The 20,474-nt window shown below is 70.5% G+C and carries 15 protein-coding genes; 2 read left to right on the top strand and 13 right to left on the bottom strand.

Annotated features, from left to right (window positions below):
• Window positions 1-2,765: right-handed parallel beta-helix repeat-containing protein (locus TSO221_RS36780; protein ID WP_109117497.1), on the bottom strand; the 2,765-nt coding region annotated here is incomplete at its 3' end.
• 239 nt (window positions 2,766-3,004) lie between these two features.
• Between TSO221_RS36780 and TSO221_RS05610 the strand changes: the two genes are divergently transcribed.
• The gene (locus tag TSO221_RS05610; protein ID WP_146208715.1) at window positions 3,005-3,802 is read left to right on the top strand and encodes a hypothetical protein; all 798 of its coding nucleotides are present in this window, start codon (window positions 3,005-3,007) and stop codon (window positions 3,800-3,802) included.
• On the opposite strand, the gene TSO221_RS05605 is transcribed toward TSO221_RS05610, so the two are convergent.
• From TSO221_RS05605 to TSO221_RS36775, 5 genes are all read right to left on the bottom strand, one after another.
• Window positions 3,783-4,589: a glycosyltransferase family 2 protein gene (locus tag TSO221_RS05605; protein WP_146208714.1), complete on the bottom strand. Its 807-nt coding sequence runs from the start codon at window positions 4,587-4,589 to the stop codon at window positions 3,783-3,785. The genes TSO221_RS05610 and TSO221_RS05605 overlap by 20 nt on opposite strands.
• The gene (locus TSO221_RS05600) at window positions 4,544-5,209 is read right to left on the bottom strand and encodes an FkbM family methyltransferase (protein WP_158283999.1); all 666 of its coding nucleotides are present in this window, start codon (window positions 5,207-5,209) and stop codon (window positions 4,544-4,546) included. Before TSO221_RS05600 ends, TSO221_RS05605 begins: the two co-directional genes overlap by 46 nt.
• A 67-nt stretch (window positions 5,210-5,276) precedes the next feature.
• The gene (locus tag TSO221_RS05595) at window positions 5,277-6,227 is read right to left on the bottom strand and encodes an FkbM family methyltransferase (RefSeq protein ID WP_109117493.1); all 951 of its coding nucleotides are present in this window, start codon (window positions 6,225-6,227) and stop codon (window positions 5,277-5,279) included.
• 100 nt (window positions 6,228-6,327) lie between these two features.
• Window positions 6,328-7,110 carry a formyltransferase family protein gene (locus tag TSO221_RS05590; protein WP_109117492.1) on the bottom strand — a complete coding sequence of 261 codons (783 nt, stop codon included), beginning with the start codon at window positions 7,108-7,110 and terminating at the stop codon, window positions 6,328-6,330.
• A gap of 15 nt (window positions 7,111-7,125) precedes the next feature.
• On the bottom strand, window positions 7,126-9,798 hold the full coding sequence (locus TSO221_RS36775; RefSeq protein ID WP_158283998.1) for a M10 family metallopeptidase C-terminal domain-containing protein: 2,673 nt from the start codon (window positions 9,796-9,798) through the stop codon (window positions 7,126-7,128).
• A gap of 214 nt (window positions 9,799-10,012) precedes the next feature.
• On the opposite strand from TSO221_RS36775, the gene TSO221_RS05580 reads away from it, so the two are divergent.
• A complete protein-coding gene (locus TSO221_RS05580) occupies window positions 10,013-11,113 on the top strand; it encodes an acyltransferase (protein WP_158283997.1) in 1,101 nt (366 codons plus the stop codon).
• Window positions 11,114-11,132: 19 nt separating this feature from the next.
• On the opposite strand, the gene TSO221_RS05575 is transcribed toward TSO221_RS05580, so the two are convergent.
• The 7 genes from TSO221_RS05575 to TSO221_RS05545 form a co-directional block, all read right to left on the bottom strand.
• On the bottom strand, window positions 11,133-11,825 hold the full coding sequence (locus TSO221_RS05575; RefSeq protein ID WP_109117490.1) for a DUF1698 domain-containing protein: 693 nt from the start codon (window positions 11,823-11,825) through the stop codon (window positions 11,133-11,135).
• Window positions 11,812-14,154, bottom strand: a complete 2,343-nt coding sequence (locus TSO221_RS05570) for a tetratricopeptide repeat protein (RefSeq protein ID WP_109117489.1) — start codon at window positions 14,152-14,154, stop codon at window positions 11,812-11,814. The genes TSO221_RS05575 and TSO221_RS05570 overlap by 14 nt, the downstream gene beginning before the upstream one ends.
• Before the next feature lie 73 nt (window positions 14,155-14,227).
• Window positions 14,228-14,524, bottom strand: a complete 297-nt coding sequence (locus TSO221_RS05565; RefSeq protein ID WP_109117488.1) for a hypothetical protein — start codon at window positions 14,522-14,524, stop codon at window positions 14,228-14,230.
• Window positions 14,525-14,609: 85 nt separating this feature from the next.
• On the bottom strand, window positions 14,610-15,839 hold the full coding sequence (locus TSO221_RS05560; RefSeq protein WP_146208713.1) for a glycosyltransferase: 1,230 nt from the start codon (window positions 15,837-15,839) through the stop codon (window positions 14,610-14,612).
• Window positions 15,840-16,028: 189 nt separating this feature from the next.
• Window positions 16,029-18,269, bottom strand: coding sequence for a carbamoyltransferase C-terminal domain-containing protein (locus TSO221_RS05555; RefSeq protein WP_109117486.1), 2,241 nt, complete (start codon window positions 18,267-18,269; stop codon window positions 16,029-16,031).
• Between the two features lie 22 nt (window positions 18,270-18,291).
• Window positions 18,292-19,500 (bottom strand): glycosyltransferase family 1 protein, encoded by a 1,209-nt coding sequence (locus TSO221_RS05550; protein WP_109117485.1) that lies wholly within the window; start codon window positions 19,498-19,500, stop codon window positions 18,292-18,294.
• Window positions 19,497-20,471 (bottom strand): GDP-L-fucose synthase, encoded by a 975-nt coding sequence (locus tag TSO221_RS05545; protein ID WP_199229392.1) that lies wholly within the window; start codon window positions 20,469-20,471, stop codon window positions 19,497-19,499. Before TSO221_RS05545 ends, TSO221_RS05550 begins: the two co-directional genes overlap by 4 nt.
• Between the last annotated feature and the right edge of the window lie 3 nt (window positions 20,472-20,474).

The following is a 20,474-nucleotide window of genomic DNA, read 5'->3' as shown; positions in this document are numbered from 1 at the left end:
TCCACGGCGGCCATGATCATGGCGTTGCCGTTGCCGCCGAGCGTGACGACGTCGTTGCCGGCGCCGCCGCGCAGCGTCTCGACGCCGGTCACCGTCATGGTGCTGCCCAGGTTGGACAGGGTGATCCAGTCGCCCCCCGTGGAGCCGGTCAGCGTGTCGATGGCCGCCATGATCACGGCGTTGCCGACGCCGCCCAGCGTGATGACGTCGGCGCCGGCGCCGCCGCGCAGCGTCTCGACCCCGGTGACGGTCATGGTATGGCCGAGGTCGGTCAGCGTCACCCAGTCGCCGCCGGCCGAGCCGGCGAGGTCCTCGATGCGCGCCACCAAGACCGCGTTGCCGGTGCCGCCCAGCCGGACCGCGTCGATGCCGGCGCCGCCGCGCAGCGTCTCCGCGGCCGTCACCAGGACGGTGCCGCCGGCGTCGCCCAGCGTCACCCAGTCCAGCCCGGCGCCGCCGTCCAGCGTGTCGTCGCCGCCGCCGCCGGTCAGCGCATCGTTGCCGGCGCCGCCCTGCAGCCAGTTGGCGGCGGCGGTGCCGGCCAGACGCACGCCGCGCCCTTCGAGGCGGCCGTACTGGATGTAGTGGCGCGCCGCCGCGGCGAGGTCGCCGCCGAAGGCCGCCGCGAGGTCGCCGTAGGACGCCAGGTAGGCGCCGGCGTCGAACGCCGGGCTGCGCCCCTCGATGCGGCCGCTCTGGATGTAGTGGCGCATCGCCGCCGCCGTGTCGGTGCCGAAGGCCGCCGCGAGGTCGCCGTAGGCGGCGACGTAGGAGAGGGCGTCGAAGGTCGTGCCGCGCCCCTCGGCGCGGCCGTATTGCAGGTAGTGCTGCGTGGCGGCGGCGGTGTCGGTGCCGAAGGCCGCCATCAGGTCGGGGTTGGCCGCCAGATAGGCGAGCGGGTCGAAGGAGGCGGGCGCGGTCGGCGGCACGGCGGTCGGCGCGGCCGGGACGCCGAACCGCCCCATCTGCTCCCAGTCGAGGTCGTGGATGCCGAGCGCCGCCGCGGCCGAGCCGGCGCGCAGGCGGAAGTCGCCGGCGGCGACGTCGATGAAGCCCGGGTCGTCGTTGCGGTCGTTGGCGCCGTAGCGCCGCCCGCCGCTGACCAGGTTGCCGTCGAGCTGGAAGTTGCCCGGCGTGTACAGGGTCCAGTAGTCGCCGCCGGTCGAGGACTGGACGACGTTGCGCACGATGGTGTTGTTGCGCGGCCGGCCGGCGTCGCCGGCGGTCGGCTGCCATTCCAGGCGCAGGAAGCGCTCGCCGGGGTTGGCGGTGACGGCGATGTTGTTCTGGACGTCGTTGTTGTCGCCGCCGTGGATGAAGACGCTGGCCCAGCCGGTGTTGCGGATGAAGTTGTCGCGGACGCTGATGCCGTTGGCCTGGTCGTCCAGGTAGATGCCGAAGCTCTTGTGCCGGTCGATCCAGCCGCCGTTGCCGTCGGTGGCCAGCCCGCCGACGCCGTCGATCCAGTTGCCGAGGATCGTCATGCGGGTGTCGATGTCGGAGCGGCCGAGCACCTCGATGGCGGCGGTGTCGGCGGTCTCGCGGCCGGTGTCGGTGATGCGGTTGTAGAGGATCCGGTTGCCGGTGTTGACGGTGCCGCCGTCCCAGTTCTTGAACGAGATGCCGTAGCCCGGGCTGTCGGAGATGGCGTTGTGGCTGACGGTGTTGTCGGCCACGCCGTAGGCCATCACCGCGGCGACGCGCTTGGTGATCCGGCCGATGCCGGCGATGGCGTTGGAATCGACCAGGTTGGCGTTGCTGCCGTAGGTCAGCTCGACGCCGTTGGCGCCCAGGCTCTCCATCCGGTTGGCGGTGATCGTGTTGCCGGAGGAGCCGGTCAGGCGGATCGCCGTGCCGACGTTGGCGAAGCCGTTGCGGGTGACGGTGTTGCCGCCGCCGCCGTTCAGCGACAGCGCGGCGCCGTTCCAAGTGCCGTCGGCGAAGCTCAGGCCGCTGAGCGTGACCCCGCCGGCGCCGTTGAGCACCACCAGCGTGCCGAGCCGCGGCACCACCGCGCCCTCCGCCAGCAGCGCGCCGGCGTCCTGCGGCTTGACGACGAGGCGGCCGTCGGACGCCCGCCACGCGAACTCCCCGGCGTCGCGGATCAGCGCCGGGGCGTTGAGCAGCCGGTAGGTGCCGCCGGTCTTCGGCGCGTACTGGACGGCCTGCTGGAAGCGGATGGTCTGGCTGGCGGCGTCGATGTCGGCGACGGCGGCGATGCCGTCGGCCAGCCGGTCGGTGCTGAAGGTCTGGATCTTCAGCCCGGCCTGGAGCAGCGCCGGGTCGACGTCGCCGCCGCGGTAGCGGATCGCCGTCGTGCTCGGCCCGGAGGCCGCCTGGTCGAGCACCAGCCAGCCCGAATGCGGGTCGCCAGCGTTCCAGTCGCCGCTCTGCGCCACCTTCTGCCGCACGCCGCCGATGGCGAGGTCGAGGTCGGTGGGCCGCGCCACCGCCGCGGAATAGCGGCCGTCGCCCTCGGCGACGAAGCCGGTGACGCGCTCGCCGCCGCTGATCACCGGCGTCTCGCCCGAATAGCCCTCGATGCGCACGCCGTTGTCGGCGGCGGTCAGCTCCAGCGTGGCGCCCAGCCGGTAGGTGCCGCCGCGCACGTAGGTGGTCTTGACGGCGCCCGCGCGCATGGCGTCGCGCGCGCGCTCCAGGCTGGCGAAGGGGCCGTCGGTGCCGTCCGCGTTCGGCGCGTCGAGCCGGCCGGACCAGGAGTCGTTGCCGTTCGGGGCGACGAAGAAGGCGTTCGCCAGGGTCATCGGGGGTTTGGCCTTTCTCGGAGGCGGCTTGCGGAGCAAGGAATCCGGGAAAGGACGATACCGATGACCTTTTAGCTAAATTGCTTACAGCCCTGTGACAAAGGTGGGGCGGCCGTATGAGATGGAGCGGGCATCAGGGGATGCGGCCTGACGAGCCCGGCTTGGCGGACATGGACCGCTGCGGTACGGTCATGCCCTGGTCCCGGGCTGCGCGTCCGGTCACGAACGGTGGGAAGATCATGAAGGTGCTGTTTCCTGCCGACACCGGGCAGCGATACTACGACATCCATTTCCGCAGCGTTCTGAACGTATTCCAGTATTGCGGCGCCGACATAACGCTGGACGAGATATCGACGAACGCCGACCTGCTGTTCTTCTGCCGGATCGATGACCGATGGATCGGTTTTGATTTCTCGGATGCGGGGCTTTGGCGGGCGCCGAGCAGCGTCCCGATCTTCAAACTTCATCACAGGCGCGATGAACGCTTTGCGAACGTCTATCCGTTTTCTCCGGTTTCCTTCTATGACTGGGAGCAATTCGACCTCCTGCGCCGGCAGGTCGTCTACGATCCCGCCGGGCGGACGACCATCGCCATGCGGCAGCGCCCGTACGGCAACGCCGAGCGTCGGCGTTCGGACGTGATGGCCCGGTTGAGCGCCGTGTACGGCCAGCGGTTCGCCGGTTCGCAACTCTCCCAGCCCGAATTCTGGCGCGACGTCGGAAAAGTGCGCCTCAGCGTCTGCGTGCCGGGGCAGAACAACAACATGCTGGACCGGGGGCAGCTCCAGTACATGGCCTTGGGCGCAGCCACCGTCTCCCCGCAGCTGCCGGAAATCCTGCCGTTCTGGGAGGTGCTCGACGGCTGCTACCTTCCGTGCAGCGATTCCTACGATGACCTGTGTTCGGTGATCGACGGGACCGATGACGACACGCTGCGGGAAATCGGGCGCAAGGCCGCGGCTCTGTTCGCGCGGACATCGACGCCGGAGCGCCTCGTGGAATGGATCGACCGCTGCCTCAGGCAGGCCCAGGCATGACCGGTTCGTCCGGATCCGGCCGGCCGGGCGCCAGCCGTTGTGCCCGATGCCCGGCCAGCAAGGCCTCCACCGTGTCCAACCAGCGCCGGCCGTCGGCCGATCTCGGTCCTTGGGAATGCCGGCCGCGGCGGTTGATGAAGAGGACGTCGCCGATCTTGATGCAGCGGCCGCGGCTCCATTCCTCGCAGTAGAACGCGAAGTCCTCCCCGCAGTCCAAGGTCTGGTCGAAGCCGATGGAGGCGGCCAGTGCGGACCGGACGAAGTGCCCGATCTGCAGCGTGAGGTAGGGAGGGTGGCTCAGCAGGTCGTCGAAGGACGAGATCGCCGCGACCTGTCCGGGCCGCAACCGGGGCGCATCGGATCCGGGCAGCATCTCGCAGATCTGCCCCCAGACGGCGTCGTACCCGCCGATGTAGGGCTGGACGGCGGAAAACGCCGGTTCCGCCATCAGATCGTCGGCATCCAGGAAGAAGAGCCAGTCGGCGCCCATCTCCAACGCCTTGCCGATCGCATGGTTGCGCGCGGCCGATCGTCCGATCCGGCCGCTCGAATCATCGACCACCAGGTGCAGGATGCTGGAGAACGGGCCGGTGGATGCCGCCACCGCGCGCCGGACCGACTGCCGGCACGCGTCCGCCAGCTCCTCATGCCCGGGACCGACCGGGGTGATGACAAGGCACTTCATCCGCCACTCTACAACCGGTTGCCGGGCGGTGACCATCCGTGCGGATGCGGCACCGCTCAGCCCTTGCGCGCGCCCATCCAGGTTCCACCCGGCCTGAGCCAATGGTCTTTCCGGATGAAGAAGGTGTCCATCTGATAAAGGGTGTCGTCCCCGCCGCGGTGGGTGTCGCAGAGGTCGTAAAGAACGAAGCCGATGCCATCGAGATACGCCATCAGTTCGTTTATCTGAGGCGCGTCGCGGTTGTAGGGGACGAGCGAAAGCTCCAGCTGGAGCAGCTCGACGGTCTTCAGGACGTCGGACGCGCCCATGAGCGCGTCCTTCTCGGCGCCCTGGATGTCGAGCTTGATGAAGTTGAACGCCGGCCCCTGCCACGTCCTGGCCAGGATATCCAGGGTAGTCGTCGTCATCACGCTGGTGCGGAGCGGGATTCCCAGTTGTTCCGGGTAGATCGACGCTCCGGTCGTCCCGCCGGCGTATTCGGGCGTGTAGAACGTCACCGGCTGCCCGTGAACCGCGGAGACGACGCCGTGCACGACGCCGACGTTGGGCCCAAGCTCGCTGGCGACGGCCTGCAGGTTCGGCAGCAGGCTCGGCTGCGCCTCGATCATCAGGGTCGGCGTGCCGGGCCAGACGCTTTGCAGGACGTGGGTCCACGTCCCCTTGTAGGCACCGACGTCGAGCACGCCGGAAGGCTGCCAACCCTTTGCCGCGAGGCGCCGCATGGCGCCCCTCTCTTTATCGTGGGATTGCTGGCGAAACGACACTGGCTGAGTCATGAGGATCGTCTTGTCAGGCGTTTCCGGGGCGGGCGGTCTGCGGCATCCCTTCGATGACGGAAATGAACTTGACCGTCGGCCAGACGCGCCCGACGTGCTCCGGCGTCGAGAACAGGACGTTGAACACGTACTCCGACGTGATGCCGGTGCCGTGCGGCACGAGGGTGGGGAGTGTACCGTCCTTGTTCAGCAGGAAGACATCGTAGCCCCGCTCGCGCATGAAGGCGCGCAGCCTGTCCGGGGACGATCCGTGCTGCTTGAGGCCGTTTTCGTTGATCTCGCAGAAGATGAAAGGGATCACGCCGGGATCGACCAGGGTGCCGGCGCCGCGCAGGACACGTTCTTCCGCGCCTTCGGTGTCGATCTTGATCGCCTTGGGCATCGGCAGGCCGCGCTCCCTGGCCAGTTCCTCCAGGCGCACGGTCTCCACCGTGATGGGGTGGATGCCGTCGCAGGAGTCGTGATCGTTGGTCCACAGTGTGCCGTTGCTGTCCCGAGCGAACTGGACGTTCGGCGCGGCCTTCTCGTCCACGGTGACGAAGGCGGCTTCGCCGTCCTGGTCCGACAGCGCCTTCTCGATCAGCGTGATGTGCGCGGGGGAATCGTTGACCGCCATGTTGGAGCTGAATATGGCGGCGGTGACAGGATTCGGCTCGAAGGCGAACACCCGGCCCGCGGGTCCGACGACGCTTCCGGCCAGCAGCGAAAAGTAGCCGACGTTGGCGCCGATATCGATGAAGGCATCGCCTTCCGAGAGCACCGCCAGGACGCCGAGCGAGGTCTCCTGCTCGAACAGGACATGGGCCAGGAGGATGGAGGAGGCGATGTCGTGCTGCGTGCGGTCGCGCAGATCGAGCCGGATGAGGAATCGCGGCTCCCGGTCACCCTTGCGCGTGCGAATGTCGAGCGTGCGGAAGGAAGGCGGAACGGTCTGGGCGGCGTCTGACATCATGTAGGCTCCCATTGGGCGCGAAGTTCCGGGCCGGCAGCCTCGCCCGTCTCGGGGGCTGGACCATAACACCCGGGGGTGACCGGCGGAAGATGGTTGGCGGCCCGGTTGCCGCTCAACCGCAGCAGCGTTGCCGCAAGGCGCGCACCTCGTCGAGAGACAGAGCGCGGCCGATCCGGATGAGGGTGCCGTCCGGGCCTTCGGCGTGCGCGCCGGGCCAGGGCGGGACAAGGGCGCGGGTGAGGTTGCGGATCCGCTCGTCCGGCCAGTTCCAGTCGATGTGGCCGTCCGCGGGGCCGCGTCGCGGCCAGTGGCGGGCCCGCTCCCCGGCCTGCGGCTGCGCCGGCACGGGGCCGTCGAGCAGGCGGCCGAGCCAGCGCCCCAGCAGCGTGCCGGCCACGCCAGACAGCGTGTCGCGCAGCGTAGCGGCGTCGTCGGTGTCCAGGATCGGCACGGGAATCGCGTCGATCACCGGCCCGCTGTCGATCCCGGCGTCGACGTAGTGCAGCGTGCTCGCCGTTTCGGTCTCGCCGTTGATCAGCGTCCACTGCAGGGTGTTGGCGCCGCGGTACTCCGGCAGGCGGCTGTTGTGCAGGTTGACGACGCCGTTGGGGAACAGCGCCAGCAGTTCCGGCCATAGGATGCGGCTGTAGGAGAAGACGACGCCCAGCGTCGGCCGCAGCCCGGCGACTGTCGCCTCGAAGGCCGGCCGCCCGGCCTTGTCCGGGTGGTGCAGGACCGGGACGGCCAGCCCGTCACCGGCGCCGGCACGGTGCGGGTCGACCACGGCAACCGCCCGCGTGCCGGGGGGCAGCGCCGCCAGCGCGACCGGCAGGCCGAACTCGTCGCCGAAGACAATCGCGGTGCGTGGCCCGGGGGGCGGTGTGGGGAGCGGCATGGAGAGAACGGCGCCTCAGCCGAGGGTGAGGCTGCCGGCCCCCAGGCCCGGGGTGCCGTTGAACTTCGCCAGCAGCCGCACCTCGCCGGCGGCGAGGCGGCCGTCGCCGTCGCCATCGACCACGTAGTACAGGCCGGTGCTGACGCCGTTGCTGGCCAGCACCAGCGCGTCCGCGCCGGCCGACGAGCCGGCCAGCGTGCCGAGCGCCGTGCGCAACGCTGCGAAGTCGGCGTCGTTGAGCGGCGAGGCGGCGGTGGTCACCACCACCAGCTCGTCGCTCGCCAGGTTCACCGTGCCGGCGGTGCGCGTCGCCGCAGCCAGCGTGCCGTTGCCGTCGTCGTCCGCCGCCGTGCGCAGGGCGCCGGTGACGACGATGGCGTCGGCCGCCGCCTGGAAGTTGTTCACCGTGTCGAAGCCGGTGGCAGCCCCGAAGGCGCCGCCGTCCGTGATGTCGGCGAAGACCACGGTGTCGCTGCCGGCGCCGGCCTGCAGGCTCAGCGTGTCGCCGCCGCCGTTGCCCTGGAAGCGGATGTTGCCGCCGCTCACCGTGGCGACGTCGGCGGCCGCGGCGCCGGTCAGGCTCTCGACGCCGCTCACCAGCATGGTGGCGCCGAGGTTCGACAGCGTCACCACGTCGATCCCGGCCGAGCCGAACAGGGTGTCGACGGCGGCCAGGATGATCCCGCCGCCGCCCAGCGTGACGACGTCGGCGCCGGCGCCGCCGCGCAGCGTCTCGACACCGCTCACCGCCATGGTCGAGCCGAGGTCGGTCAGCGTCACCCAGTCGCTGCCGGCGCCGCCGACCAGCGTCTCGATGCGGGCGAGCAGGATCGAGTTGCCGCCGTCGCCCAGCGTGACGACGTCGAGGCCGGCGCCGCCGCGCAGCGTCTCGACGCCGCTCACCGTGATCGCGTTGCCGCCCGGCCCCAGCGTGATCCACTCGGCCCCCAGGCCGCCGACCAGCGTCTCGATGCCGCTCACCGTCATCGAGTGGCCGATGTTGCTCAGCGTGATCAGGTCCGCGCCGGCGCCGCCGGTCAGTTCCTCCAGCCCGGCGACGATCATGGTGTTGCCGCCGTTGCCGAGCCGGATGACGTCGCTGCCCGCGCCGCCGCGCAGCGTCTCGACGCCGCTCACCGTCATGGTCGAGCCGAGGGCGGAGATGGTCACCCAGTCGCTGCCCGCCGACCCGGTCAGCGTGTCGATGAGGGCGATGATCATCGTGTTGCCGGATCCCCCCAGCGTGACGATGTCGATCCCCGTACCGCCGCGCAGCGTCTCGACGCCGCTGACGGTCACGGTCGCGCCGAGGGCGGAGATGGTCACCCAGTCGCCGCCGGACAACCCGGTCAGCGCCTCGATGGCGGCGATGATCATCGTGTTGCCGACGCCGCCCAGGGTGACCGCGTCGACGCCCGCGCCGCCGCGCAGCGTCTCGACGCCGCTCACCGCCATGGTGTGGCCGATGTCGGTCAGCGTCACCCAGTCGGCGCCGGCCGAGCCGGTCAGCGTTTCGATGCGGGCGAGCAACACCGTGTTGCCGGCGCCGCCCAGGCTGACCACGTCGACACCGGCGCCGCCGCGCAACGTCTCCGCGCCGATGACCGTGACGGTGCCGCCGGCGTCGCCCAGCGTCACCCAGTCCAGGCCGTCGCCGCCGTCCAGCGTGTCGTTGCCGCCGCCGCCGTCCAGCGCGTCGTTGCCGGTGCCGCCCTGCAGCCAGTTGGCGGCGCTGTTGCCGACGAGGCTGTCGTTGCCGCTGCCGCCGAAGGCGTTCTCGATCGTCACGCCGTAGGCGATGGCCAGGTTGTTGCTCTGCCCGGCGATGGAGCTGAAGGTGCCGGCGCGCAGGTCGATGGTCTGCGCCGCGCTCTGGTTCGAGGCGTCGACGGTGTCGGTGCCGCCGCCGTCCCACAGCGTTTCGATGAACGCCTCGCCGGCGCCCCAGGCATAGCTGGTGTTGCCCGAGCGGGTGGCGGTGTTGGCGCCGTACAGGTACTGAATGGCGGCGATGTCGTAGAGCATCAGCGTCCGCGGGTTCACCTCGGTGACCGTCGGGTGGCTGTTGTAGGACATCACCGTGTGCTGGAAATTATCCTGCGCCGCGGGCAGGTAGGGGCCTTCGGTGCCGCCGCCGGTGGAGTTGTAGTTGCCGGGGTGCTTCAGGCCGAGGGCATGGCCGATCTCGTGCAGGACCGTGGTGAAGGCGTAGCTGTTGACCGACGGGCTGGCGTTGCGGGCGTAGCGGTTGTTGAGCCAGACATCGCCGCCCATGTCGGCGCCGGGGTAGTAGGCCCAGGCGCTGGCGCTGAGGCTGGAGGTGGCGGTGCCGAAGCGGATCTCGCCCAGCGAGCCGGTCGTCTCGGTGAAGGTGACGTTGGCGACCTCGGCGTAGAGCGCCAGCGCCGTGCGGGCGGCGGCCGTCTGCGCGGTGTTGAACGCCGTGAAGCCCTGCGCCTCCTGGGCGCCGATTCCCGAATAGACCGCGGGCAGGCTGGTCAGGAAGCTGTAGCTGACCGACACCGCGGCGCCCAGCGAGGCGTTCCAGCGGTAGGACCCGCCATCGGCCAGCAGCGCGTCGATGTAGGAGGTGCCGGACGCCCCGACGGCTCCGGATGCCGCGGCGGCCCCCATGCCCAGGGCGTTGCGGCACTGCGGGCAGTCACAGTTCGTGTGCGGAGCTTCCATGATCGTCTGCGAATTCCTGTGGAGCCCCGTCCGGGCGGACGGGCGGGCGGGGGCCGGTACCGGCCAAATGGCTGGGGCGGGATAGTACTTTCGAAACGCTAAAGCTTCCACGGCGGAATGCGCGTGCGGCGCGGCCGATCCTTGACGGCGCGCGCGGGAGCGCGCAAGCATCCCGGCCGGCTCCCCCGTCCAGCTCTCGACCAAGGATCCGCGAGTGGCGCAGCGCATTGATATCCTCGGGCTGGTCCGGTTCCTCCTGGCCAGCTCCGTCATCCTCGGGCACCTGTGGCGGGATCCGGTCTTCGACTGTCATCGGCACGCGGTCATCGGCTTCTTCTGCATCAGCGGTTACCTGATCACGCGGATCCGGGCGACCGTCTACGCGGACCGGACCAGCGCCTTCCTGCTCAACCGCTTCCTGCGCATCTACCCGCAGTACATCATCGCGGTGCTGCTGGGCGCGGCGGCGGTGCTGCTGCTGCCTGAGGCGGCGAAGACCATGAACCCGGCGCTGCAGTGGCCGGCGACGGCGACGGACTGGGCCCGGCAGCTGTTCATCGTCGGCCTGTACGAGCATCCGGTGCGGTTGTCGCCGCCGACCTGGTCGCTCAACGTGGAGCTCTACTTCTACGCCGTCGTCGGGCTCCTCACCTTCCGCTCGGAGAAGGGGACTTACGCCGCGTTCCTGCTGACCCTCGCCGTCGGGATGCTGGCGCTGTTCCAGGTCTGGACGAACCCGGTCTTCCGCGTCGTACCGACCCAGTTCTACGGCAGCCCGACCGGCAACGCCTTCGTCTTCTTCATGGGCTCGGCGACCTACTTCGTCTCGCGGCGGGTCCGGCTGCCGGGCTGGGTTCCCTACGCGGCGCTGCTTGGCTACGCGGTGAACAGCTTCGTCCTGCCCGCCTTCTTCAACGAGCTGATGTCTCGCGACGGGCTGCTCGCGGTGAGCGCGTGCCTGATCAGCCTCGTCCTGCTCGCTTCCCCGTCGATCCGGACGCCCGGCGCCCGGCTGGTAGCGCTCATCGACTTCCTCGGCCGGATGTCCTATCCGCTGTTCCTGATCCATTGGGTGGCGAGCGTCTGGCTGTACGCCCTGATCGGGCAGAGCGACCCGTGGCTGTTCCTCGGCGGCTTCCCCTCCTCGCTGGCGCTGGCGGCGCTGCTCGTCGTCGCGGTCGACCGCCCGGTCGAGCTGATCCGGCGCCGCATCCGGCAGGAACGGCGGGGCGGGTCGAGCCGGATCGCCGGGGCCGACGCCGGTGCGGCGCGCGTGCATCCGATGGCGCCGCGCCCGGAGAGCCCGGGCGCCTGAAGGCGCCCGGCCGCAGCGGTCAGCGCAGCCCGTAGACCCAGGCCCGCCCCGGGAAGCAGCTGCCCCGGTCGACGACGACCGTCTCGAAGCCGGCGACCTTCATCATGCCGATCAGGCAGGCTTCGTTCGGACCCCACCAGTTGTTCGGGTCGTTGTTCAGCTCGCTGCCCGGGTAGAAGATCATGGCGGGCCGGTCCACGTCCCCGGCGTCGATCGCGGTCTCGACGACCAGCGTCTTGCGCGCCATCCGGGCGACCTTCTCGATGGCGCCGAGCGGGTCCTTCAGGTGGTAGAGGACGCCGAGGAACAGTACGGTGTCGAACGTCCCGGCCGTGTCGGCGGTGATCTCCGAGACGTCCGCCTGCAATTCCTCGATATCCAGGCCGAGGCAGGCCTTGGCGCTCTCGAAGCGCTTCTTGCGGTTCCAGGTGGCCGGCACGTCCGGCCGGACCGTCGCCCCTTCGTCCCAGCGGTCCGTCGCCAGGACGCGGGCGCCGCCGCGGCGCTTCGCCTCGAAGCTGAAGAAGCCGTCCGCCGCGCCGAAGTCGATGACGGAGTGCCCCTCGACGCCGTAGCGGAAGGCGAGATCCGCCTCGACCCGCAGCGCCCCGGCCGGCTTCATGCCGGCGGTCACCACGCCGTCGCCGAGGTCGATGGAATGGAACCACTGCATCGACGCGGCAAGCGACCGCTTCTCTTCAGGCGACATCATGATGAGCGAGGTTCCTCTCCAGGGGGGTGGTGTTGGCTTGCAGGCGGCCGGCGCTCCAGTCGGCCCACAGGCGCTCGTAGGCGGCCTCGACGCTGCGGGCCATGCGCGGGGTGTCGAACAGCGGGCAAGTGTCGCGGTTCGCCTCCAGCCGGCGGCGGTAGGCGCGCAGCAGGTCAGGCCGCTGCGCCAGTTCCACCGCGCGGGCCTCGTACTCTGCCTGGGAACGGGTGATCAGCTCGGGCACGCCGGCGTTGGTCAGCAGGCTGGCGGCGACGCGCGACGGGAAGGTCTCCCCCATCAGCGTCAGCAGCGGGCAGCCGACCCACAGGCTGTCGCTGGCCGTGGTGTGCGCGTTGTAGGGGAAGGTATCGAGGAACAGGTCGGCGACCCGGAAGCGGGTCAGGTGGTGCGGCAGCGACCAGCGCGGCGCGAACACCACCCGGGCCGGGTCGATGCCGCGCCGGGCCGCCTCGCGCCGCAGGTTGTCCTGCGCCAGCGCGTCGGGCATCAGCAGCCACAGCACGCTGCCCGGCACCGCCGCGAGGATCCGCATCCAGGCCGAAAAGACCGCCGGCGTGATCTTCGGGGCGTGGTTGAAGCTGCAGAAGACGACGCCCTCCTCGGGCAGTCCGCAGTCGGCGCGGGTCGGCGTCCCGGCGGCGACCGGGCGCTTGCGGTCGTTCGGCTGGTAGCAGTCGGGCAGATGGACGAGGCGCTCGCTGTAGAAGGGCTGCTGGTCGGGCGGCACGACGATGGGATCGACCAAGATGGCGTCCATGAAATCGGCCCCGGTGGTGCCGGGATAGCCCAGCCACGTGACCTGCACCGGCGCCGGACGCAGGGCGAAGACGTCGAGGCGGGCGTGCAGGGTGTGCCCGGACAGGTCGATCAGGACGTCCACCCCGTCCTCGTGGATGCGCGCCGCGGCGTCCAGCGGCGGCAGGTCGCGGACCTCGACCATGCGGTCGACCGCCGCCTCCAGACGGCGGCGCATCGGCTGGTCCCGTTGCGGGCCGTTCGAATAGCCGATCACCTCGAACCGTCCGCGGTCGTGCAGCTCCAGCAGCTCGACGATCAGGAAGGCCACGGCGTGCTCGCGGAAGTCGCCGGAGACGTAGCCGATCCGCAGCCTGTCGCGCGGCGCGCGGGAGAAGGCGAAGCGCGTCTGCTCGCGCAGCCCGGCCACTTTGGGCAGCTCGACCCTCTCGATCAGTCGGCGCGCCGACAGCAGCTGGTCGGCCGGAGTCGAGGGCAGGTAGACCAGCGGGATCTGCGGCAGGTGGCCGCCGCCCTCGCGGATGTGGCGCAGGATGTCGGCGGCGTTCTCGTCGTAGTCGCGCCAGTCGCACAGCCCCAGCTTGTGGCCGATCTTGGACCAGGCCAGCGCGTGTGACCGGTCGAGACGGAGTGCGCGGTCGAAGCACGCCACCGCCGCCGGGGTGCGGCCGAGGTTCTCCAGGGTGGTGCCGAGGTTGTACCAGACCCGCGGGTCCTGCGGGGTCAGCGCCAGGAGCCCGGTGAAGCAGGTGGCGGCCTCCTCGTAGCGCAGCCCGCTCTCATGGGCCCGCGCCAGTCCGTCACGCGCTTCCGGCATCAGCGGCGCGCTCGCCAGCGCGCGCAGGAAGCCGGTCCGCGCCGTGTCGGCCAGTCCCCGGCGCAGCCGGGCGTCAGCCAGACCATAGAGGGCCGAAGCGTGGGATGGCTCCTGCGCCAGAAGCCTGTGGTAGACGGCCTCGGCCTCGCCGAGCCGCTCCATCTGGCGCAGGATGACCCCCAGGTTGTTCAGGAAGACGGCCTTGTCCGGGGCGCAACGCAGCCCGGCCCGCAGCCGGTCGGCAGCTTCCGGGAGCCGGCCGGTCGCGTGCAGCCGGGCGACCAGGGCGAGCAGCGCCCCCTCGTGTGCCGGGTCGATGCCGAGGCCGGCTTGCCAGCAGGCGAGCGCCTGATCCATCGCGCCGGCGGCGGCGTGCACGGCGCCGAGGCCCGCGTAGGCATCGACCCGGCCCGGTTCGAGCGCCAGGATCCGGCCGTAGCACAGGGCCGCCTCGTGCCAGCGCCCGAGGGCGCGGAGCGCGAGGGCCAGGTTCTGGTGGTAGTTCGGATCGCGATCATTGAGGCCGACCGCCCGGCCGATCCACCGGCAGGCATCGGTGGTGCGGCCGCGCTGGTAGGCGAGGACCCCCAGCAGATGGTGCGCGTCGGCATGGTCGGGCGCGTCCGACAGGACCCGGCGGTAGAGGGCTTCCGCGGCGTCGAACTGGCCGCCGATATGGCGCTGGAAGGCCAGGGCGTAAAGGTCCGGGGCGGTCGGCATGGGCGTGGCGGTCATGGCTCTGTGCGGCGGCCGCGCAACGGGTGCCGCCGGAGCGGCCGACCGGCCATGCGCCGCCCGCCCGGACGGGTCAGACCACCTGTAGGTAGGCCGGGTCGAGCGCGCCGTGGCGGAAGGGGATCCAGTCCTTGTGGTCGGCCCGGTACTGCAGGCCGTAGGGGTTCTTGAAGAAGATCTTCTGCAGCGGCTGCCCGCCTTCGGCGCGGGTGCGCTCCAGGTCGATCAGTGGCGACGGGGCGAAGACTTTCTCCCACAGCTCTTCGTTGACGACGTCGCGGCCGGCGTTCTTCACGTAGTCGCGCGCGGCGTCGCTGAGCTGCCAAGCCTCTTCCACCATCGCGTAGTAGTCAACCGTACCTTCCGCCATGACCACACTCCATCGGCAACAAGGAGCCTTGAATAGCGCATTCCTCCGGACGATGAAACCCTCTTGGGCTCATCGCGGGCCGCGCTCAGCCGCTGAAGAACGCCGCCCCGCAGCCGGTCTCGATGGCCTTGCGGTAGGCGTCCAGGCCGAACACCGTCTCGGCCTTGCGGGCCGCCCGCGCGCCCAGGGCGCGGCGGCGCTCCGGATCGTCGCGCAGCGCCTTCAGCGCCGCCGCGGCTTCCTCGACGTCCGGATCGGCCCACATTTGCCCGGCGACGTCGTAGGTGCCCTGCGGGTCGTCCACCGGCACCATTCTGTAACCGACCAGGACCGAGGTGTCCGCGTCCATGAAGTCGAGGTTGCCCGACCAGCCGGTGGCGACCACGGCGCGGCCGAGCTGCATGCCCTGCGCCGGCACCAGACCGAACCCCTCCGCCCGGTGCAGCGACAGCACCACGTCGGCGCAGGCCAGCAGCGCCGTCACCTCGCCGCCGGTCAGCCGCTGCTCGACCACCCGGATGTTGCCGGCGCCCGCCACCGCCTCCTCCAACCGGCGGCGCGCCCACGGCGCCACGGCGGCGTCGACCACCTTCAGCACCAGCACGGCGCGCGGGTCGTCGCCGAAAGCGGCGCGGAACGCCCGCACCGCGGCCAGCGGGTTCTTGCGGTTGAAGCTCGACCCCATGTGGAAGAACGCCATCACCACGAAGGCGTCGTCGGGCAGGCCGAAACCGGCGCGATCGACGGCGGCCGGGCGCGGCGGCGCCAGCGGCAGCGGCACTACGCGCACCGGCTGCGTGGCGATGGGGGCAATGGCGTCGGCGGTGAAGCGGCTGAGCGCCCAGATCTCGTGCACGAAGGGCAGGCCGCGCTGCCAGCTCGCCGGCACCCCCGGCAGCTCCCACGCCCAGTAGCCGACCACCCGCCGGCCGCGCACCCGCTGCCGGCCGATGTGCCAGAGCGCGAAGGGCAGATATGGGCTGTTGATGTGCACGACCAGGGTGCCGCCTTCGCCGTCGGACGGCGGCGGCGCCGTCACCGGGGCGCCGCCCGGCATGTCCGCCTGGTCGAAGGCGGCCGACAGGTCGATGCTGCGCGTCGGCAGGCCGAGCGACGTCAGCGCGCCGAGGCACAGCCGCGCCGCCTCCCCTAGACCGGTGGTGGTGGACAGCAGCCCGGCCACCGTCACTGGGGCGCCGCCCGCCGGCGCGCGGTCGGGGCGCGGCGCCACCGCGCCGGTCAGCGCGTAGAACAGCGCTTGGCGCCGGTCACGGGGCAGCAGGCCCCACAGCCGATGGGCCGTGCGATACAGCACGGCGCCAGGTTCCCGCGCGCTCATCGCAGCGAAATGTCGATAGGGCCCGCGCCTCCTCCCGTGCGCGGATCGGGGGAGCGACCGCGCTTTCCCCGGCACGCGGGGAGCGACGGGGGGATGGAAAGGAGCAAGGGCAATTGCAGCGGTCTCGGACGCATCATCCGTCTTTCAAAACGGCCAGAAAAGGCTTTACCTCACCCTCGTGACCAGCGTCCCTTCCAGGCACAGGAAGTCGAGGTCGGTGTCGAGGAAATCCGTAAGCGCATCCTCGGCGGTTTCGACAATGGTGCGGCCATGCCGGTTGAAGGACGTGTTCAGCACCACGCCGAAGCCGGTCAACTCTTTCATGCGCTTCAGGAGGCGCCAATAGGCCGGGTTGTCGTCCTCGGCAACGAACTGGGCGCGCGCCGTTCCGTCGACATGCGCTGCTCCGGGGAGGTGCCGGTGGTGTTCCGGCCGCAGACGGAAGGCGCAGGTCATGTGACGGTTGTCGTAGGCCCGCTCGAACAGTCGGTCCTTTTCCTCGATGAGGATCGAGGGGCAGAATGGCTGAAAGGAGGGGCGGTGCTTGATCTCACGGTTGAGACGGTCGCGGACCCCTTCCGGGCGCGGATCGGCGAGGATCGAACGGTTGCCGAGCGCACGCGGCCCCCATTCCATGCGCCCCTGGACGATGGCGCCGACCTCGCCGGCGGCGAGGCGCTCGGCGGCCGCTTCCGGCCAAGCGTCGCCGAGCGCTTGCCAGCGGACCCGGTCGGCAAAAGCGGCGAGGGCTTGGGCGATTTCCTCCGGCTGGCAGACGGTGCCGAAGTAGGGCATCCGCTTTTCCTTGAGCCACGCCAAATCGGCCAGATTGTGGCCAGCGTCGAGCAGCGCGAGGCAGGCCGCCCCCATGGCGGTGCCGTCGTCGGCCATTGCTGGCGTGATGTGAATCGTCTCGCTCAACTCCTCGAAGATGCGCAGGTTGAGGATGACGTTCGCAAAGACGCCGCCGCTCAACATCAGCCGCCGTTCGCCGGTCACCTCGATGAGGTGGCGGAGATAGGCCAGCACGGTTTCCTCACAGAAGTGCTGCACGGTCGCGGCGAGATCCTCGCGGCTCCAGTGCGCCAGCGGATCTCCGGAGCCGACCTCGCGCAGCACCGCGAAGACTGCCGCCTCGTCCATCACCATAGCATGGCTGCTGCGGTCGATGACCACCGCCTCCATCATGCGCCGGAAGAGCGGCTCCACCGGCCGGCCGAACGCCGCGAGAGCCTCGGCCTTGCCTTCGTCGCTGTTCGGAGTGAAGCCGAGACGCTCCGTGAACCAGGAGTAGATTCCGCCAATGGAAGGCGCGATGTACTGCGGCCACACGCCGTCGCCCAAGTTGACGTAGTATGCGCTCATGGAGGATGCCGAGATCTCGGTAAACCCATCCGGCCCGACATGGTAGGCGCGCGAGTAGACGAAGTTGTTTCCGAACCCGTCCATAGTGACGGCAAGACCGCCATCCATGTCCGAGGAAAAGTAGGACGACACCGCGTGGCAGAACTGATGGTCGTAGTCGCGCGTGTGCAGCCGGGCCGTTGGAAAGGTCAGGCGAACCTTGTCGGCGAAGTAGTCGTGCGGCTCTTGCCGAATCTCTGCACCGGTTCGGGCGAGGAACTGCCTTCCGTAGGAGGACGACAAAAAAAAGCGCAGGCTCTGCCCTTCCGGGAGGGCGGAGAGGGCCTTGGAGCGGGGGCCGTACTCGCCGTGGTAGCGGGCGTTCAGCGCCCACCGGAGCAGCGGCTTCCCTTCGAAACGCTTCAGGTCGAGCTGCGAGAACATATTGCGCAGGAAGGAATTTCCGAGATGGACGGCGTCGATGCCCGCTGCGTCGATCCCCCAGCTGTCCATCAGGCTGGATAGGCATTCCAGCGGCGGCAGATCGTCGTGCTTGTAACGTGTTAGCCGTTCTCCGGCGATGGCGAAGACCTCGCGTCGTTCCGGATCGATGGCAGCGAGCGCTCCATCGTGCCCAAACGGCTTGATTCCCAGGTACAGAGTGCGGGACGGGGCGGAGCGTGTCATCCTGTCCCGCCGAGGGCGAACGGCGAGGCGACGGGCTGACGCAATGTCCAGGAATTCCCGGCGAGTGCTGAGGATGAGGCCCGAAGCGTCCCTCGTAACATCCGGAAGGTCGGGGTTGACCGTCAGAGCCCGCACCATCCAGTCAAGGCCCCGGTCGGCGTCGCTCCGCCCCTCGATCACGCCGGTCAGATGGTAGACCTCGGCCCATTCCGGATCGATAGCCAGCAGATGGCGACAGAGCGCCACGGCGTCCCGAGAGCGGCCGGTGTGGTCGCGGTCCACCGCCTCCCGGAGCCAAAGGGCTTTTGCATGGGTCGGCATTGGTTCGGCCGTTCCGGCCAAGCCTTCTGCCAGGAGTTCGCTGTCATGGGGCATGGGATTCTTATTGCACCGCAATCTAGAGCTTGCAAGGTTGGAACCCGAGCGCCCGGCGGTAGACCGCCGCCGTCCGCTCCGCGCAGCGCCGCCAGGTGAAGCCGGCGGCGTGCTCCAGCCCGGCTTCGACGAAGCGGCGGTTCCGGGCGTCGTCCTCCAGCACCGCGCGCAAGCCGGCGGCGATGTCCGCCTCGTCCAGCGGATCCACCGCGTAGCCGTGCCCGCCCAGCACCTCGGCCAGCGACGGCGAGTTGGAGCAGACCACCGGCGTGCCGCTCGCCATCGCCTCCAGGACCGGCAGGCCGAAGCCCTCGTACAGGCTGGGGAAGACGAAGCCGCGCGCGCCGGCGTAGAGCGCCGCCAGCTCGTCGGCGCCGGTGTAGCCGAGATAGCGGATGCGGCCGGCGCGCTCCAGCGCCGACAGGTCGGCCAGTTCCCCCTCGTTGTCCCAGCCGGAGGCGCCGGTGAGCACCAGCGGGAAGCGCTCGGTCAGCGCCTGCGGCAGCCGCGTGTAGGCGCGCAGCAGGCGGCGCAGGTTCTTGCGCGGCTCCACCGTCCCGACCGTCAGCAGGTAGCCGCGCACGCCGAGGTCGCGCCGCGCCAGCAGCGGCGCCAGCTCCCCGGCGTCGCGCGGGCGGTAGGCGGGGGAGACGCCGAGCGGCACCACGTCGATGCGCCGCGGGTCGACGCCCAGCACCTCCACCACCTCGTCGCGCACGAAGGCGGTGTCGGTGACGATGCGCTGCGCCTGGGCGAGGCTGCGCGCCAGGTGCCGGTCGATCCAGCGCCGCCGCTCGTCCGGCATCGCCTCGGGGTGGCGGTGCCAGGTGAGGTCGTGGAAGGTGGTGACGCAGACCCCATCGTAGGGCCGCGGTATCATGTTCGGCTCGTGGTAGCAGACCGGCACCCCGGCGAGGCGCGGCGGCAGCGCCAGCAGCGCCAGCCGGGCGCCGTACAGCCGTCGGAACGCCCACTGCGCCGCGGCGTGGTCGCGCACCCGGTGGCGCAGCGCGCCGGCCGAGGGCGGCGTCCACTGCGCGGGCGCCTCGGGCGGGCGCAGCACCGCCTCCGGCCCCACGCGGCGCAGGCCGGCGAACAGCCGCACGCCGCGGATGTCCGGCAGCTCGCGCAGCGCGGACCAGAGGTTGAAGGCGTAGTTGCCGATCCCGGTGCGGACCGTGAGCAGGGACTCCGCGGCCAGCAGGACGTCGATCGCGCGGCTCGCGGTCACGCCGGTTCCAGCTGCGACGCCCGATGCTCGAGGAACCAGGCGTAGGCGTTGGCGATGCCTTCGCGCAGGTGGATCCGCGGGCTCCAGCCGAGCCCCGCGAGGCGGCTGGAATCGATCAGCTTGCGCGGCGTGCCGTCGGGCTTGCTGTGGTCGTAGACGAAGCGGCCCTCGAAGCCGACCACCTCGGCGACCTGCTCGGCCACCTCGCGGATCGTCAGGTCGCTGCCGTAGCCGACGTTGACGTGGGTGTCGTCGGAGTAGCGCTTCATCAGGAACACGCAGGCGTCGGCCGCGTCGTCCACGTGCAGGAACTCGCGGCGCACCGTGCCGGTGCCCCAGATCTCCACGCTGTCGCGGCCCTGCAGCTTGGCCGTGTGCAGCTTCAGGATCAGCGCCGGCAGGACGTGGCTCTGCAGCGGGTCGTAGCTGTCGCCGGGGCCGTACAGGTTGGTCGGCATGGCGGCGATGAAGTCGCGGCCGTGCTGGCGGCGGTAGGCCTGGCAGAGCTTGATGCCGGCGATCTTGGCGATGGCGTACCACTCGTTGGTCGGCTCGAGCGGGCCGGTCAGCAGCGCGTCCTCGGCCATCGGCTGCGGCGCCAGGCGCGGGTAGATGCACGACGAGCCGAGGAACAGCAGCTTCTCCACGTCCACGCGGTGCGCGCCGTGGATGATGTTCGCCGCGATCATGATGTTGTTGTAGATGAAGTCGGCCGGCCGGGTGCTGTTGGCGTAGATGCCGCCCACCGTCGCCGCGCTGATGAACACCGCCTGCGGACGCTGCGCGCCCATCCACGCCTCGACCTCGTCCTGGCGGCACAGGTCGACCTCCTCGCGGCCGGCGGACAGGATCTCGCACCCTTCCGTCTCCAGGCGGCGGACGAGGGCGGAGCCGACCATCCCGCGGTGCCCGGCCACCCAGACACGCTTGCCGGCGAGGGAGAAGTCTCGGCCCGTGGGCGGCATGCTCATTTG

It is taken from the genome of Azospirillum sp. TSO22-1, from assembly GCF_003116015.1.
In the GTDB taxonomy this organism is placed as follows: domain Bacteria; phylum Pseudomonadota; class Alphaproteobacteria; order Azospirillales; family Azospirillaceae; genus Azospirillum.
The sequence above is the reverse complement of the archived record's forward strand: the minus strand, read 5'-3'. Positions and strand labels throughout refer to the sequence as shown.

Bases quoted from the DNA above. Each gene is read 5' to 3' on its own strand.
- TSO221_RS05600 (WP_158283999.1), bottom strand. From the start codon at position 5,209: ATGCGGCGCCTCGCGGCAAAGGGTTGGCAGCCTTCCGGCGTGCTCGAC.
- TSO221_RS36775 (WP_158283998.1), bottom strand. From the start codon at position 9,798: ATGGAAGCTCCGCACACGAACTGTGACTGCCCGCAGTGCCGCAACGCC.
- TSO221_RS05545 (WP_199229392.1), bottom strand. From the start codon at position 20,471: ATGAGCATGCCGCCCACGGGCCGAGACTTCTCCCTCGCCGGCAAGCGT.
- TSO221_RS05565 (WP_109117488.1), bottom strand. From the start codon at position 14,524: ATGGCGGAAGGTACGGTTGACTACTACGCGATGGTGGAAGAGGCTTGG.
- TSO221_RS05555 (WP_109117486.1), bottom strand. From the start codon at position 18,269: ATGCCCCATGACAGCGAACTCCTGGCAGAAGGCTTGGCCGGAACGGCC.
- TSO221_RS05590 (WP_109117492.1), bottom strand. From the start codon at position 7,110: ATGCCGCTCCCCACACCGCCCCCCGGGCCACGCACCGCGATTGTCTTC.
- TSO221_RS05575 (WP_109117490.1), bottom strand. From the start codon at position 11,825: ATGATGTCGCCTGAAGAGAAGCGGTCGCTTGCCGCGTCGATGCAGTGG.
- TSO221_RS05610 (WP_146208715.1), top strand. From the start codon at position 3,005: ATGAAGGTGCTGTTTCCTGCCGACACCGGGCAGCGATACTACGACATC.
- TSO221_RS05570 (WP_109117489.1), bottom strand. From the start codon at position 14,154: ATGACCGCCACGCCCATGCCGACCGCCCCGGACCTTTACGCCCTGGCC.
- TSO221_RS05595 (WP_109117493.1), bottom strand. From the start codon at position 6,227: ATGGGAGCCTACATGATGTCAGACGCCGCCCAGACCGTTCCGCCTTCC.